This is a genomic window from Streptomyces sp. NBC_00258, assembly GCF_036182465.1.
Classification (GTDB): Bacteria; Actinomycetota; Actinomycetes; order Streptomycetales; family Streptomycetaceae; genus Streptomyces.
Window position 1 is genome coordinate 7,708,149 of the sequence record NZ_CP108081.1, and the last position, 15,063, is coordinate 7,723,211.

Sequence of the window (15,063 nt, forward strand, 5' to 3'; positions counted from 1 at the left end):
GGGCCGGTGGGGGCTGGTCGCGCAGTTCCCCGCGCCCCTGAGGGGGCGCCCCGTCAGGGGGCGCCCCCACACAACGCCCGGCCAGGTCTCAGCTCAACTCAGCTCAGCCGGCGCCGTGCAGATCCAGGCGCCAGTCCTGGCCGTTGAGGTCGGTGCCGAAGGAGCGGTGGGGCTTTTCGTCGACGAGGACGAAGCCGTGGCGCTGGTAGATGCGACGGGCAGAGGACAGGACGTCATTCGTCCACAGGACCATCTCCCGGTAGCCGACGCCGCGGGCGAACTCGACGCAGGCGCCCACCAGTTGATCGCCGATTCCGAGACCGCGCGCGTCCGGTTCGACGAGCAGGAGGCGCAGCCGGGCGGCGCCGGGTGCCTCGTCACGTACGCACATCACGCAGCCCACCGGACGACCGTCCAGCTCCGCGATCCACACCCGCTCCAGGTGCGGGTCGTGGTCCTCGGCGAAGTCGGCGACGATCCGGGCGACCAGGCCCTCGTAGTCCGTGTTGAAGCCGTACTCGGACGCATAGAGCGCGGCGTTGCGCTGCACGACCCAGCCGAGGTCGCCGGGCCCCGGCTCACGCAGCAGCACGTCCTCCCGACGCGGCGGCCGCCGGCGCGCGTCCGAAAGGATCTCGCGGATGTCCCGCATGGCATCGGCGAGCCGCGGCCGGTCCTCCGGAGGCACGGTGGAGAGCAGCGAGCCGACGGCCTCCCGCGAGCGCTCGTTCAGCAGATCGGCGGTCTCCCGGCCACGGGCCGTGAGCGTGATCCGGCGCCGCCGGGTGTCCTTCTCCGACGGCGCCCGCTCGATCAGCCCGTCCTTCTCGAACTTCGCGAGCAGGCGGCTCAAGTACCCGGAGTCCAGACAGAGTTCACCGCGGAGGTCGGCCGCGTCCGTACGGGGCGAGTGGGCGAGTTCGTACAGCACACGGGACTCCGTGAGCGTGTACGGGGCGTGGAGCTGGCGGCTGTAGTCGAGTGCGCCGATGAGGTTCGTGTAGAAGCGGTTGAAAGCACGGATCTCTTGAATCATGACGTCCGGCACCTGCCTTTGACACCTGCCTTGGGGTTCGCACACCGGGCTGGATAGCTGACTCAGTCAGAGATTATGCCCGCTGTGTCCGCCGCGCGCACGGGTTTTTCCGGTCTGCGGGCGCTGTTAGCGTGGCCGTTCGATCGAGGGGGAGATTCGTAGATGCCGACGACCACATCGAGCACGTTCCGCATCGGCGGGGACCTGGAGGTGGGGCGGCTCGGATTCGGGGCCATGCACCTGCCCACCGAGCCGGCCGACGCCCGCGAGGCAGCAATCGCGGTGGCCCGGCGGGCCGTCGAACTCGGAGTGACACTGATCGACACGGCGTACATGTACGGCGGGGGAGCCAACGAGGAGCTCCTGGCCGAGGCCCTGTACCCGTACGCGGACGGGCTGCTCGTCACCACCAAGATCGGCCTCGAACGGTCGGCGGCCTCGGGCGAGTGGGAACTGAACGGCCGACCGGAGGTTCTGCGGTCCCAGGTCGACAGGGCCCTGCGCCGCCTGCGAGTGGAGCGCATCGAACTGCTCCAACTGCACCGCATCGACCCGGCGACGCCGCTCGCGGACCAACTCGGCGCGCTGCGGGACCTTCGGGACGAGGGCAAGGTGGGCAGGATCGGACTGTCCGAGGTCACGGTCGACGAACTCGACCAGGCACGGGCGATCGTCGACATCGCGAGCGTCCAGAACCGCTACAACCTGCTCGACCGCGAGCATGAGCCGGTGCTGGATGCCTGCGCGGCGGCGGGGATCGCATTCCTGCCGTGGCGGACCGTGGCGTGGGGTTCCTCGGGGGACGAGGCCGAGGTCGCGGCGGTCGCGGCCGAACTCGACGCCACGCCCACGCAGGTCGCCCTCGCCTGGCTCCTCGGCCACTCACCGGTCGTCCTGCCCATCCCGGGCACGGCCCGCCTCTCCCACCTGGAGGAGAACATCGCGTCGGCCGGGCTCCACCTCAGCCCGGGCCAACGGGTTCGCTTGGACGCGCTGTAGTACCTCCACGGGCGGGCTGAGCCCTGACCGCGGCCCGGCGGGGGCTGACCGCGCAGTTCCCCGCGCCCCTGGGGGGTGGGGCCTGCGGTCGTTCGTCGGCTGCCGGCCCGGTGGGGGCCGATCGCGCAGTTCCCCGCGCCCCTAAAAGCCAAAAGACTGCGCAGTTCCCCGCGCCCCTGACGGGGCGCGGCCCCACTCGGCGGCAGCCGCCCCCCGGCGCAAGGGGTCGTGTCGGGGTTTCCGATCGCAGCACGACCTCCCGAGGGCACCCAATCGGCCCGGGATGACACAGCTGCGATCGGATGCCCCGTCGCGGCCCCGACCCGACGACAGACGGCTGGCGCGTCTTTTAGGGGCGCGGGGAACTGCGCGACAAGCCACACCCAACCCGCACCCGACGCACCGAGCCTCAGGAGTTCTTGGGCGCGCCAGTAGACCCCCGCACCATCAACTCCCCCCGAATCGTGGCAATCCCCCCAGGCGGCGCCTCCTCCCGCCCCATGGCAATCCGCCCCGCCCGAGTCCCCGCCTCCGCCAACGGCAACCGCACAGTCGTCAACGCAGGCACCGCATCAATACTGAAGGGAAGATCATCGAACCCCACGACGGACACGTCATCCGGAATCCGCAACCCGGAGTCCCGCAGCGCCGCACACGCCCCAAGCGCAACCGTGTCATTCGCAGCGACAACAGCCGTCAACTCCGGATCACGACGCAGCAGTTCAAGCGTCGCCTCGTACCCGGCCCGCCGGTCGTACCGCCCGTGCACGGTCCGAGCAGGCTCGTCCGGAATGCCGTGCGCCGCAAGCGCGTCCCGATGCCCCTCAAGCCGATGCCGAGTCGTCGTCCGCTCCTCCGGCCCCGCGATGTACCCCATCCGCCGATGCCCGAGCTCGATCAGATGCTCGGTGAGCCGCCGCCCCCCACCCCGATTGTCGAAGGTAAGAGCGACCGCGTCGGTGTCGGCCGGCGCCGGCGGCCGCCCGCACAGCACGACCCGCGTCCCCGCCGCCGCGAGCTTGCGCAGCTTCGTCGCCACGGCCTCCGCGTGCGCGGTGTTCTCCACGGCCCCACCGGTCAGCACGACCGCCGCGGCCCGCTGACGCTGGAGAAGCGTGAGGTACGTGAGCTCCCGCTCGGGGGAACCGCCGGTGTTGCACACAACAGCGAGCCGCTCCCCGCCGGCCCGGCCCCCCGGCCCCCCGATCTCGCCCTGGATCGCCCCCGCCATGATCCCGAAGAACGGGTCGGCGATGTCGTTGACCAGGATCCCGACCAGGTCGGACGTCGCCGCGGCGAGCGCGCTCGCGGGGCCGTTCAGTACGTAGTCCAGCTCATCCACGGCCCGCAGCACCCGCTCACGGGTGGAGGCGGCCACGGGATAGTTCCCGTTCAGCACGCGCGACACCGTCGCGGGCGAGACCTGCGCGCGGGCCGCCACGTCCGCCAGGGTCACCGTCATCTTCGTCGTCCTCCGGTCGCGCATCTCGTAGTACGTCTTCGTGCACCGTTCCGGGCCCCTGCACACATGGGCGCTCAAGCCCCTGCACGCACGGGCGTACGGGCACGGTTCCGTGCAGACCCTATGGCCGAAACCCCCAGTTGTTCGCCCCCTCGAACAACTCATCCCCGTCACGGTCTTGTCCAGACCGCTCCTCAGAGGCTAGCTTCTCTACATATAGAAAGCGCTTGCTGTGACGCTCACCAGTTCACCAGGGTGCACCGGACGTACCGGGGTCCACCTGTGGGGCGTACGCGGCGCGGGACGCGTACGAAGGGAATCACGTGACACGCAAGACGGTGCGCATCGCGATGAACGGTGTGACGGGACGCATGGGCTACCGCCAGCATCTCGTCCGCTCGATCCTCGCCCTGCGCGAACAGGGCGGTCTCGACCTCGGCGACGGCACCGTGCTGTGGCCCGAGCCGGTCCTCGTCGGCCGCCGCGAGCACGCCCTGAAGGCGCTCGCGGAGCAGCACGGCCTGGACCCGGAGAACATCTCCACGGACGTCGACGCGGTCCTCGCCGACCCGACCGTCGAGATCTACTTCGACGCCCAGGTGACCTCGGCCCGAGAGGAGGCGCTCCAGAAGGCGATCGCCGCGGGCAAGCACATCTACACCGAGAAGCCGACGGCGACCGGTCTCGACGGCGCCCTGGAGCTGGCCCGCCTGGCCACCGCCGCCGGCATCAAGCACGGCGTGGTCCAGGACAAGCTCTTCCTCCCGGGCCTGCTCAAGCTGAAGCGGCTCATCGACGGCGGCTTCTTCGGCCGCATCCTCTCCATCCGCGGAGAGTTCGGCTACTGGGTCTTCGAGGGCGACTGGCAGACGGCCCAGCGCCCGTCCTGGAATTACCGCTCCGAGGACGGCGGTGGCATCGTTGTCGACATGTTCCCGCACTGGGAGTACGTCCTCCACGAGCTGTTCGGCCGCGTGAAGTCCGTACAGGCCCTGACCGCCACGCACATCCCGCAGCGCTGGGACGAGCAGGACAAGCCGTACGACGCCACGGCCGACGACGCCGCCTACGGGGTCTTCGAACTCGAAGGCGGAGCCATCGCCCAGATCAACTCCTCCTGGGCCGTCCGCGTCAACCGCGACGAACTCGTCGAGTTCCAGGTCGACGGCACCGAGGGATCGGCCGTCGCCGGGCTGCGCAACTGCCGTGTCCAGCACCGCAGTTCGACGCCCAAGCCGGTCTGGAACCCCGACATCCCGGCCACCTACTCCTTCCGCGACCAGTGGCAGGAGATCCCCGACAACGCCGAGTTCGACAACGGCTTCAAGGCCCAGTGGGAGCTCTTCCTCAAGCACGTCTACGCCGACGCGCCCTACCACTGGGACCTGCTGGCCGGCGCCCGCGGCGTCCAGCTCGCCGAACTGGGCCTGAAGTCCTCGGCCGAGGGCCGCCGTTTCGACGTACCGGAGATCGCGCTGTGACGAACGGGCAGATCCAACTACCCAATGCGGACGGCGTGCTGCGCGCCTACACCCCACGCTCCGAACCCCTGCCCCTCACCACCGGCGCCCCCTTCTCCTCCCGTACGGTCTACTCGGCGGCCCACGTGGTCGCCGACCCGTACGCCGACACCACCCCGGACTCGCCCGCCGCCGTCGACTGGGACGCCACCCTCGCCTTCCGCCGCCATCTGTGGTCCCACGGGCTCGGTGTCGCGGAGGCCATGGACACCGCCCAGCGCGGGATGGGCCTCGACTGGGCGGGCGCGGCCGAGCTGATCCGCCGTTCGTCGGCCGAGGCCAAGGCGGTCGGCGGTCTGATCGCCTGCGGCGTCGGCACCGACCAGCTGCCGGTCACCGAGGTCGGCTACCCGTACAGCCTGGACGAGGTGCGGGCCGCGTACGAGGAGCAGCTGGCCCTCGTGGAGGAGTCCGGCTCGCGGTCCATCCTCATGGCCTCGCGGGCGCTGGCCGCCATCGCCAAGGGCCCCGAGGACTACCTGGAGGTCTACGGCCACCTGCTGCGCCAGGCCGCCGAGCCGGTGGTCCTGCACTGGCTGGGCCCGATGTTCGACCCGGCCCTTGAGGGCTACTGGGGCAGCACCGACCTCGATGCCGCCACCAACACCTTCCTGGAGGTCATCGCCGCCCACCCCGACAAGGTCGACGGCATCAAGGTCTCCCTCCTCGACGCCCAGCGCGAGATCGACCTGCGCCGCAAGCTTCCCGACGGGGTGCGCTGCTACACCGGCGACGACTTCAACTACCCCGAACTGATCGCGGGAGACGACCAGGGCTTCAGCCACGCCCTGCTCGGCATCTTCGACCCGCTGGGGCCGCTGGCGGCCGAGGCCGTACGCGTCCTGGACACCGGAAACACGGGCGGCTTCCGTGAACTCCTCGACCCCACCGTCGAGTTGTCCCGCCACCTCTTCCAGACCCCGACCCGCTTCTACAAGACGGGCGTCGTCTTCCTCGCCTGGCTCGCGGGCCACCAGGAGCACTTCACGATGGTCGGCGGCCTCCAGTCGTCCCGCTCGCTCCCGCACTTCGCCCGCGCGTACGAACTCGCCGACGGCCTGGGCCTGTTCCCGGACCCGGCACTCGCCGAGGCCCGTATGAAGAACCTGCTCTCCCTGTACGGAGTGAACCAGTGAGCACGAGCCCTCTCGGCGACCTCTCCCGCTTCTCCATCAACCAGATGACGGTCAAGCAGCTGTCGATGCCCGAACTGGTCGACGCCTGCCTGGAGTTGGGCGTCCCGGGTGTCGGCCTGTGGCGTGCGCCGGTCGAGGCGTACGGCCTGGAGGAGACGGCCAAGCTGGTCCGCGACGCCGGTCTGGCCGTCACCACCCTCTGCCGCGGCGGCTTCTTCACGGCCATCGACCCGGCCGAGCGAGCCGAGGCCCTGGCCGACAACCGCCGCGCCATCGACGAGGCGGCCACCCTGGGCACGGACACGCTCGTGCTGGTGTCCGGCGGCCTCCCGGCGGGCTCGAAGGACCTCCACGGGGCGAGGGAGCGCATCGCCGACGCCCTGGGGGAGTTGGGCCCGTACGCGGCCGCCAACGGTGTCCGGCTGGCCATCGAGCCGCTCCACCCGATGTACGCCTCCGACCGCTGTGCGGTCTCCACTCTGACCCAGGCCCTCGACCTCGCGGAACGCTTCCCCGCGAACCAGGTCGGCGTCGCGGTCGACACGTACCACATCTGGTGGGACGACCAGGCCCCCGCGCAGATCGCCCGCGCGGGTGCGGGCGGCCGCATCCACACCTTCCAACTCGCCGACTGGACGACCCCGTTGCCCGAGGGCGTCCTGAACGGCCGGGGCCAGATCGGCGACGGCGCGATCGACATGCGCGAGTGGAAGGCGTACGTCGAGGCGGCCGGCTACACCGGCCCCATCGAGGTCGAGCTGTTCAACGACGGTTTGTGGGCCAGGGACGGCCGCGAGGTGCTGGCGGAGACGGCGGCACGGTTCGTGGAACACGCGGCCTGAGAAACGGCCGCAGCGTTCCGTACGCCCCCCCCGGACCGCGGACGTCGGTCCGCCCGTGACCCCGTCACAGGCGGACCGACGTCCGCGTCTCGTGCACCTCTTCGTCGTCGGTGAAGACGCCGGACACCGTCGCCCCGCCGAGGAGCGCGGTGACGAGCGCCGCCGCGGCGACGAGTGTCCACCGCGTGCGCCGGGGCCTGGTGTACGCGGCTGCGGCGACCGCAGGCACGGACGCAGGCGTGGCGTCCGCAGGCTTAGGCACCGGCACAGACGCAGGCGTCGGCCCGCACGCGATGTCGGTGCGGGCGTCCAGCCATGCCTCCGCCTCGGTGCCCCGGACTCCGCACGCCGCGACGAACGCGGCGACCAGTTCCTCGCGGGGCAGCCGTTCCCGGCCGAGCATGGTCGCCGCCGTGGAGTACGGCAGACAGTGGCCCGCCTCCGCCGCCCGGCGCTCCAGCCGGCGATAGCTGAGGCCCGACCACGCCTTGAGGCGCCGAAGTGCCGCCACGAAGGCGGCCGCGTCGGTGTCCGGCGGGCTGGGCGGTGCGGTGGTCATGACGGTGGTCCCCCCTGGTGAGCTGGACGTACACGGGTTCGCACAAGCTCGAACACCCTGACAGCTTGAGGAACGGCGACGGCGGCGGTCAACCTCGGTGCGGATTCCCGATGTTGGAGGTCATGGTTCATATGGGTCAGCCCCGCTGCCGCCGTACTGCCGCTGCCGTCACCGCCCTGGCGACCCTGCTGACGCTGGGCGCGTGCGCCGAAGAGCGCGCCGCCGGGCCCGCCAAAGGGCCCGCCGAGGAGCGGTCGGCCGCCGGGCCCGCCGCGAAGGCGCGCGACGGGGAGTCGGTCGCCGACTTCCTCCGCCGGACCGTCCCGGCCGGTCCCGGCGGGACCGTGATCGCAGCACGCGGCGACGAACTCGTCTACTGCGGAGGCTTCGGAACGGCGGACCGCGCCGCGCGCACCCCCGCGAGCTGCCGCACGGTCTACGACGTCATGTCGATCACGAAGCAGTTCACCGCCGCCGCGATCCTGAAGCTGGAGGTGATGGGACGGCTGCGGGTGAGCGACCGGATCAGCCGGTTCCTCGGCCCGGTCCCCGAGGACAAAAAGGACATCACCATCGAGCAGTTGCTCACGCACACATCGGGCCTGGTCGAAGGGCTCGGCGACGACTACGACCCGGTCTCCCGCGACGAGATGGTGCGCCAGGCCCTGGCGTCGAAGCCGCAGTCGGCCCCGGGGAAGGAGTTCCACTACTCCAACACGGGGTACAGCCTGCTCGCCGCGATCGTCGAGGAGGCGTCCGGGGAGGGCTACGAGGCGTTCCTCGCCCGGCAGCTGTTCGGTCCTGCCGGGATGGAGCGGACCGGATACGTACTGCCCCGGTGGCCGCGGCACCTGGTCGCGGTGGAGTACGACAGCAAGGGGCGCAGCAAGGGCAGGCCCCTCGACCATCCCTGGGCCGCCGACGGGCCGTACTGGAACCTGCGAGGCAACGGCGGAATGCTCTCCACCGCCGAGGACATGTTCCGCTGGCACCGGGCCCTCTCGGGTGACGCGGTCCTGCCGGAGCGGGCCAGGCAGAAGCTGTTCACGCCCCGCGTGCGGGTGCCCGACTCCGACGACGGCTGGTACGGATACGGCTGGGCCGTCCGCGAGAGCCCCGAAGGCCGGGTCGTCTGGCACGACGGCGGCAACGACTGGTCGCTGGGGGTCCTCACGAGATCACTGCGCGACGGCGTCCTCGTGTACTGGGTGAGCAACCACGCCTACCAGGACGGCAAGTGGAACCTGGAGGACCAGGCGGAGAAGCTGACCCTGGGCATCGCCGACCGCGTCCGCGCCGAGGGCGACTGAGACCTCGGCCGTCCCGGCCGGCCAGGTGCCACCGGACCTCGAATCGGACGTCCGGTCGAACCTCAAAAAAATCTCAAGAGACCGTGCAACCCTCCCCGCCCTCCGTGGGTCGTACTTGGCATCAGGACTTCTGGAGGGGGATCCGGGGGGATCGCGGGGGTTCTGGTTTGGGGGAGGGGAAACCGAGGGGGCCCGGTCGACGGACCGGGCTCCCTCGAAGCTTGTCCGGGCACTCGTGCCCCGGGGCTCAGAAGAAGACCCCGCAGTGCAGCAGCACATTTGCGTACGGGCGGGCCTCGCCGGTCCGCACGATCAGGCGGGCGTCGGCCGAGAGGATCTTCAGGTCCTCGTGGGAGACATGGGTCAGCGCGTAGGGGAAGCGGTCGGCCAGCAGCGCGGACGCCTCCGGGTTCGCCTCCCGCACCTCCTTCGCCGCCGTGGCACTCTCCACGACCAGTTCCTCCAGCAGGCCTTCAAGGACCTCCTCGAAGGACGGCACCCCGGCACGGAAAGCCAGGTCCACCACCCTCGGCCCGGCCGGGATGGGCATGCCCGCGTCGCAGATCAGTACGCCGTCACCGTGGCCCAGCTCGGCTATCGCCCCGGCGAGATGACGGTTCAGGATTCCGGCCTTCTTCACAGTGCGGCGACCTCTTCTGCTGTGGGGAAGGACGCCTGCGCGCCCTCGCGGGTGACGGCGACGGCGCCCACGCGGGCCGCGTACGCCGCCGAGTCCGCGAGGGACTCCCCGGCGCCGAGGCGCCAGGCCAGCGCCGCGGTGAAGGAGTCGCCCGCGCCGGTCGTGTCCACGGCGTTCACCTTCACGGACGGCACCCGGGCCGTACCGGAGGCGTCGGCGACCAGCGCGCCCTCCTCGCCCAGGGTGACGACCACCGAGCGCGGACCGAGCGCGAGGAGCGCCCGGGCCCACTCCTCGGGCGTCCTGCCCGCGTCGGCGCCGAGCACCACCCGCGCCTCGTGCTCGTTCACGATCAGCGGGTCGCAGGCCGCGAGCACCTCCTCGGGCAACTCCCGCGGCGGGGACGGGTTCAGTACGAAACGGGTGCCGGTCGGCAGGCCGCGTACGACCTCCACGACCGTCTCCAGCGGGATCTCCAGCTGGGCCGAGACCACCCGGGAGGCCGCGAGCAGGGCCGAGGCCGCGTGGACGTCGTCCGGGGTGAGGCGGCCGTTCGCGCCCGGCGACACGACGATGCTGTTGTCGCCGGACGGGTCCACGGTGATCAGCGCGACCCCGGTGGGCGCCCCGCCGACGAGGACCCCGGCCGTGTCGACCCCCGCTGCCCGCTGCGAGTCGAGCAGCAGCCGGCCGTGCGCGTCGTCGCCGACCCGGGCCAGCAGTCCCGTGCGCGCCCCGAGCCGGGCGGCGGCCACCGCCTGGTTGGCGCCCTTGCCGCCCGGGTGGAGGGCCAGGTCGGAGCCGAGGACGGTCTCCCCGGCGCCCGGCCGCCGCTCGACACCGATGACGAGGTCGGCGTTGGCCGATCCCACGACCAGCAGGTCGTAGTCGTACATGAACAGTCTCCCTGTGGGGGTGAGTTGAGGGCGGGTGGACGGCAGCCGCCGTCCACCCGCCCCTCGACATCGGTCGGGGTCAGCCGGTGAACTCGTCCACGTTCTTCGCCGTGACCACCTTCACCGGAACCTTCACCGTCTTGTCGACCTCCTTGTCGTCGGCGGCACGCAGCGCGTTCTCCACCGCGATCCTGCCGAGTTCCTTCGGCTGCTGCGCCACGGAGGCGTACATCGTGCCCTCCTTGACAGCCTTCAGACCGTCGGGCGTGCCGTCGAAGCCGATGACCTGGACGGACTTGCCGGCCTTGGAGCCGAGCGCCTTGACCGCGCCGAGCGCCATCTCGTCGTTCTCGGCGAAGACGCCCTGGACGTCCGGGTGGGCCTGGAGCAGGTTCGTCATCACGTCGAGGCCCTTGGTGCGGTCGAAGTCGGCCGGCTGCTTGGCCACGACGTCGATGCCCGGGTAGGCCTTCAGGCCCTCCGCGAAGCCCGCGCCGCGCTCACGGCTCGCGGACGTACCGGCCAGACCCTGAAGGATGACGATCTTGCCCTTGCCGCCCAGCTTCTCGGCGAGCGCCTTGGCGCCCAGCTTGCCGCCCTCGACGTTGTCGGAGGCCACGAGCGCGGCCGTCTCCGCCTTGTTGACGCCACGGTCGACGCCGACGACGGGGATGTCGGCCTTGTTCGCGGAGCGCACCGACGGGCCCGCCGCGTCCGAGTCCACCGGGTTGACGATGATCGAGTCGACGCCCTCGCTGGTGAAGTTCTGCAGCTGGTTGGCCTGCTGAGAGGCGTCGTTCTGCGCGTCCGTGACGGTCAGGTCGGCGCCGAGCTTCTTCGCCTCCGCCTGCGCGCCCTCCTTGATCTGTACGAAGAAGGGGTTGTTCAGGGTGGAGAGGGACAGGCCGACCTTCGGGTTCGACGAGGACGAGCCGTTGTTGAACAGGGACAGCCCGCCCACGATCGCCGCCACGAGGACCACGGCGAGCCCGTACTTGATGGCCTGTGGCCCCTTGAGGCCCGACGAGCCCCCGGCGCCGGCGGTGACCGGAGTCGCCCCGGCCTTGCGGCGCACGGTGTCGAGGAGCACCGCCAGCGCGATGACCACACCGATGACGACCTGCTGCCAGAACGCCGACACGGAGAGGAGGTTGAGGCCGTTGCGCAGCACCGCGAGGATCAGCGCGCCGATCAGGGTGCCGGACGCCTTGCCCGTACCGCCCGCGAGGGAGGCGCCGCCGATGACGACCGCGGCGATCGCGTCCAGCTCGTAGCCCTGCGCGGCCTGCGGCTGCGCGGAGGAGAGCCGCGAGGCGAGCACGATGCCCGCGGCGGCCGCGAACAGCCCGGACAGCGCGTAGATGACGAGCTTCTGCCTCTTCACCCGCAGACCGGAGAGGCGGGCCGCCTCCTCGTTGCCGCCGATCGCGTACATGGAACGCCCGATGTACGTACGCCCCAGGATCAGGGCCGTGATCAGCCCCATGACGATCATCACGAGGACCGGCACCGGCAGCCAGCCGCCCAGCGTGTCACCGAGGTGCGAGACCGACTCCGGGAAGGCGATCGGGCTGCCCTGCGAGATCACCAGGGACAGACCGCGGCCCACCGACAGCATGGCGAGCGTCGCGATGAACGGCGGCAGCTTCCCGTACGAGATCAGGACGCCGTTGACCAGGCCGCAGGCTATGCCGGTGGCGATCGCGAGGATCACCGCGATCCAGACCGGTACGCCCTCCGAAGTCGCCGTCCAGGCAAGGACGGTGGCGGACAGGGCGGCGACGGAACCGACCGACAGGTCGATGCCCGCCGAGACGATCACGAAGGTCACACCGAAGGCGAGGATGGCCGTCACGGCCGCCTGGACGCCGATGTTCAGCAGGTTGTCCGTCGTCAGGAAGTCGCCCGACAGGGCCGACATCGCGATGACGAGGATGATGAGCGCGGTGAGCGCGCCGTTGTCGAGCAGGAGCCGGCGCAGGCCGCCCGAGGCGCCACTCGCGCCCGGTGTGCTCTTGAGCGTGTCAGTGGCCATCGGGGCCCTCCACAGCGGTAACGGAGTCGGTGGTAACGGTCGTAACGGGTGTCGTGGGTGTGCTGACGGCGAGTGCCATCACGGAGTCCTGGGTCGCGTCGTCGGCGGAGAGTTCACCGGCGATCCGGCCCTGGGCCATCACCAGCACCCGGTCGCTCATGCCGAGCACCTCGGGCAGATCGCTGGAGATCATCAGGACGGCATGGCCGGCGGCGGTGAGTTCGTTGATCAGCTGGTAGATCTCGACCTTGGCGCCGACGTCGATGCCGCGCGTCGGCTCGTCGAGGATCAGCACCTTGGTGTCGGCGAGCAGCCACTTGCCGATGACGACCTTCTGCTGGTTGCCGCCGGAGAGCGTGCGCACGTGCTGGCCGAGCCCGGCCATCCGTACGCCGAGCTGCTCGGCGATCCTCGCGGCGGCCGTCCGCTGCCCCTTGAGGTCGACGAGCCCGCCGCGGGTCGCCGCCCGCAGGGTGACGAGCCCGAGGTTCTCCTCGACGGAGGCGTCGAGCAGGAGGCCCTGGCCCTTGCGGTCCTCGGGGACGAGCCCGATGCCCGCGGTCATGGCCGCGCTCACGTCGTGGCGCGGCAGCCGCTCGCCGGCCACGGCCACGGACCCCTTGTCGTACGGATCGGCCCCGAAGACCGCTCGTACGACCTCGGTACGTCCCGCTCCCACGAGCCCCGCGATGCCGACGACCTCACCGGCCCGCACCTCGAAACTCACGTCGTGGAAGACACCGTCCCTGGTGAGCCCCTCCACGGTGAGCAACGCGGTCCCGGTGTCGGCCCGTTCGCGCGGATACTGCAGCTCGATGGAGCGGCCCACCATGAGGCGTACGAGCTCGTCCTCGGGCGTGTCGGCGGGCACCTGGCCGATGCTCCGGCCGTCCCGGAGGACCGTGACCCGGTCTCCCAGGGCGGCGATCTCCTCCAGGTGGTGCGTGATGAAGACGACGCCGACGCCGTCCTCGCGCAGCTGCCGCACGATCCGGAAGAGCTTCTCGACCTCTCCGGAGGTGAGCACCGCGGTCGGCTCGTCCATGATCAGGACGCGTGCGTCCAGGCTCAGCGCCTTGGCGATCTCGACCATCTGCAGACGCGCGATACCGAGTTCACGCACCCGCGCGCGCGGGGACACGTTCACACCGACCCGCTCCAGGAGCACGGCGGCGTCGGCCTCCATCGTCCTGCGGTCGATCATCCCGAAGCGACGCGGCTGGCGGCCCAGGAAGATGTTCTCGGCGACCGTCAGATCGGGGACCAGGTTGAACTCCTGGTAGATGGTCGCGATCCCGAGGCGCTCGGCGTCCTGCGCACCATGGATACGGACCTTCTTGCCGTCGACCACGATCTTCCCGGCGTCGGGCCGGTAGGCGCCGGACAGCATCTTGATGAGCGTGCTCTTGCCGGCGCCGTTCTCACCGAGCAGCACGTGCACCTCGCCGCGGCGCAGATCGAAGTCGACGCTGTCGAGCGCGACCACACCGGGGAAGGTCTTGCGTATGCCTTCGATACGCAGCAACTCGTCGGGACTGCTCACGTGTTGCTCCTTTGCGGGGACGTGTGCGGGTACGGGGGCTCGCCGCCCGGCTCGCCGCACGAGCGGCGGACGACGAGACGGGCGGGGAGGGTGACGGAGTGCGGGGGCCGGCCCTCGATGCGGTCGACGAGGGCGCGTACGGCGGCGCGGCCCAGCTCGGGGGTGGGCTGGGCGATCGCCGTGATCGGCGGATCGGTGTGCACGAACCAGGCGATGTCGTCGAACGCCGCGAGCGCGATGTCGTCGGGAACCCGCATCCCGCGCGCGCGGATGGCGTCCAGGGCGCCCAGGGCCATCAGGTTGTCGGCCGCGAAGACGACCTCGGGCGGTTCGGGGAGGTCGAGGAACTCCTCGGTGACCCGGCGACCGCTGGCCGCCTGGAAGTCGCCCTGCCCTATGTAGGCGTCGGGCAGCGGGAGCCCGTACTCCTGGAGGGCGTCCCGGAAGGCCGCCACGCGCTCGCTGCCGGTCGTGGTGGCCGCCGGGCCCGCGATGATGGCGAGCCTGCGGTGGCCGAGGCGGTGCAGGTGGGTGACCAGGTCGTGGATGGCGGTGCGTCCGTCCGCCCGGACGACGGGCACGTCCATGCCCGGGATCCAGCGGTCCACGAAGACCATCGGGGTCCCCGCGCGCGCGGCGTCCAGCATCAGCGGGGAGCCGCCGTCCGTGGGGGAGACCAGGAGGCCGTCGATACGGCGGTCGAGGAGCGTACGGACGTGGTGGTCCTGCAACTCGGGCCGCTCGTCGGCGTTTCCGATGATCACGCTGTAGCCGAGGGCGCGGGCCTCCTCCTCGACGGAGCGGGCCAGTTCGGTGAAGTACGGGTTGAGCACGTCACTGATGACCAGGCCGAGGGTGCGGGTCTGGTCGGTGCGCAGGGAGCGGGCGACGGCGTTCGGGCGGTAGCCCAGCGTCTCGACCGCGGCCAGCACCTGGGCGCGTGCCGCTGCGCTGACCGAGGGGTGGTCGTTCAGGACGCGCGAGACCGTGGCGACGGATACGCCTGCCTCGGCGGCGACGTCCTTGATGCTCGCCATCGACGCTCCACCTCCTTGTGGAATCGATTACATGCGCCTACAGGGAGG

13 protein-coding genes are annotated in these 15,063 nt (G+C 71.0%); 5 read left to right on the forward strand and 8 right to left on the reverse strand.

All coding sequences use genetic code 11. The features are described 5' to 3' along the window. Positions 1-103: 103 nt before the first annotated feature. On the reverse strand, positions 104-1,036 hold the full coding sequence (locus OG718_RS34330) for a bifunctional helix-turn-helix transcriptional regulator/GNAT family N-acetyltransferase (RefSeq protein WP_328845987.1): 933 nt from the start codon (positions 1,034-1,036) through the stop codon (positions 104-106). Positions 1,037-1,198: 162 nt separating this feature from the next. Between OG718_RS34330 and OG718_RS34335 the strand changes: the two genes are divergently transcribed. Beyond that, positions 1,199-2,035, forward strand: a complete 837-nt coding sequence (locus tag OG718_RS34335) for an aldo/keto reductase (protein ID WP_143632382.1) — start codon at positions 1,199-1,201, stop codon at positions 2,033-2,035. A 409-nt stretch (positions 2,036-2,444) separates the two neighbouring features. Here the strand turns inward: OG718_RS34335 and OG718_RS34340 are convergent, their stop codons facing one another. After that, entirely contained in the window at positions 2,445-3,497 is a 1,053-nt protein-coding gene (locus OG718_RS34340; protein WP_143632380.1) for a LacI family DNA-binding transcriptional regulator, read from the reverse strand. Positions 3,498-3,820: 323 nt separating this feature from the next. On the opposite strand from OG718_RS34340, the gene OG718_RS34345 reads away from it, so the two are divergent. The 3 genes from OG718_RS34345 to OG718_RS34355 are packed head-to-tail and all read left to right on the forward strand — an operon-like array spanning position 3,821 to position 6,995. Continuing rightward, positions 3,821-4,978, forward strand: coding sequence for a Gfo/Idh/MocA family protein (locus tag OG718_RS34345; protein WP_143632378.1), 1,158 nt, complete (start codon positions 3,821-3,823; stop codon positions 4,976-4,978). Further along, on the forward strand, positions 4,975-6,153 hold the full coding sequence (locus OG718_RS34350; protein ID WP_260694841.1) for a dihydrodipicolinate synthase family protein: 1,179 nt from the start codon (positions 4,975-4,977) through the stop codon (positions 6,151-6,153). The genes OG718_RS34345 and OG718_RS34350 overlap by 4 nt, the downstream gene beginning before the upstream one ends. Positions 6,154-6,197: 44 nt before the next feature. Beyond that, entirely contained in the window at positions 6,198-6,995 is a 798-nt protein-coding gene (locus OG718_RS34355) for a sugar phosphate isomerase/epimerase family protein (RefSeq protein ID WP_143632947.1), read from the forward strand. Between the two features lie 64 nt (positions 6,996-7,059). On the opposite strand, the gene OG718_RS34360 is transcribed toward OG718_RS34355, so the two are convergent. After that, positions 7,060-7,554, reverse strand: coding sequence for a hypothetical protein (locus tag OG718_RS34360; RefSeq protein ID WP_143632377.1), 495 nt, complete (start codon positions 7,552-7,554; stop codon positions 7,060-7,062). A gap of 131 nt (positions 7,555-7,685) precedes the next feature. On the opposite strand from OG718_RS34360, the gene OG718_RS34365 reads away from it, so the two are divergent. Continuing rightward, entirely contained in the window at positions 7,686-8,864 is a 1,179-nt protein-coding gene (locus tag OG718_RS34365; protein ID WP_328845988.1) for a serine hydrolase domain-containing protein, read from the forward strand. A 247-nt stretch (positions 8,865-9,111) separates the two neighbouring features. On the opposite strand, the gene rbsD is transcribed toward OG718_RS34365, so the two are convergent. The 5 genes from rbsD to OG718_RS34390 all read right to left on the reverse strand — a co-directional run bounded on the left by rbsD (position 9,112) and on the right by OG718_RS34390 (position 15,015). Continuing rightward, positions 9,112-9,504, reverse strand: coding sequence for a D-ribose pyranase (gene rbsD / locus OG718_RS34370; RefSeq protein ID WP_143632375.1), 393 nt, complete (start codon positions 9,502-9,504; stop codon positions 9,112-9,114). Then, entirely contained in the window at positions 9,501-10,400 is a 900-nt protein-coding gene (locus tag OG718_RS34375; protein ID WP_143632374.1) for a ribokinase, read from the reverse strand. Before OG718_RS34375 ends, rbsD begins: the two co-directional genes overlap by 4 nt. Before the next feature lie 79 nt (positions 10,401-10,479). After that, positions 10,480-12,435 (reverse strand): ABC transporter permease/substrate-binding protein, encoded by a 1,956-nt coding sequence (locus tag OG718_RS34380; RefSeq protein WP_143632373.1) that lies wholly within the window; start codon positions 12,433-12,435, stop codon positions 10,480-10,482. Then, the gene (locus tag OG718_RS34385; protein ID WP_328845989.1) at positions 12,425-13,978 is read right to left on the reverse strand and encodes a sugar ABC transporter ATP-binding protein; all 1,554 of its coding nucleotides are present in this window, start codon (positions 13,976-13,978) and stop codon (positions 12,425-12,427) included. The genes OG718_RS34380 and OG718_RS34385 overlap by 11 nt, the downstream gene beginning before the upstream one ends. Further along, positions 13,975-15,015: a LacI family DNA-binding transcriptional regulator gene (locus tag OG718_RS34390; RefSeq protein ID WP_328845990.1), complete on the reverse strand. Its 1,041-nt coding sequence runs from the start codon at positions 15,013-15,015 to the stop codon at positions 13,975-13,977. The genes OG718_RS34385 and OG718_RS34390 overlap by 4 nt, the downstream gene beginning before the upstream one ends. Positions 15,016-15,063 lie beyond the last annotated feature (48 nt).

What these genes read in the sequence shown, in the direction of transcription:
- OG718_RS34330 (WP_328845987.1), bottom strand. Translation starts at nt 1,036, where the DNA reads ATGATTCAAGAGATCCGTGCTTTCAACCGCTTCTACACGAACCTCATC.
- OG718_RS34335 (WP_143632382.1), top strand. Translation starts at nt 1,199, where the DNA reads ATGCCGACGACCACATCGAGCACGTTCCGCATCGGCGGGGACCTGGAG.
- OG718_RS34340 (WP_143632380.1), bottom strand. Translation starts at nt 3,497, where the DNA reads ATGACGGTGACCCTGGCGGACGTGGCGGCCCGCGCGCAGGTCTCGCCC.
- OG718_RS34355 (WP_143632947.1), top strand. Translation starts at nt 6,198, where the DNA reads ATGACGGTCAAGCAGCTGTCGATGCCCGAACTGGTCGACGCCTGCCTG.
- OG718_RS34360 (WP_143632377.1), bottom strand. Translation starts at nt 7,554, where the DNA reads ATGACCACCGCACCGCCCAGCCCGCCGGACACCGACGCGGCCGCCTTC.
- OG718_RS34365 (WP_328845988.1), top strand. Translation starts at nt 7,686, where the DNA reads ATGGGTCAGCCCCGCTGCCGCCGTACTGCCGCTGCCGTCACCGCCCTG.
- OG718_RS34375 (WP_143632374.1), bottom strand. Translation starts at nt 10,400, where the DNA reads ATGTACGACTACGACCTGCTGGTCGTGGGATCGGCCAACGCCGACCTC.
- OG718_RS34380 (WP_143632373.1), bottom strand. Translation starts at nt 12,435, where the DNA reads ATGGCCACTGACACGCTCAAGAGCACACCGGGCGCGAGTGGCGCCTCG.
- OG718_RS34390 (WP_328845990.1), bottom strand. Translation starts at nt 15,015, where the DNA reads ATGGCGAGCATCAAGGACGTCGCCGCCGAGGCAGGCGTATCCGTCGCC.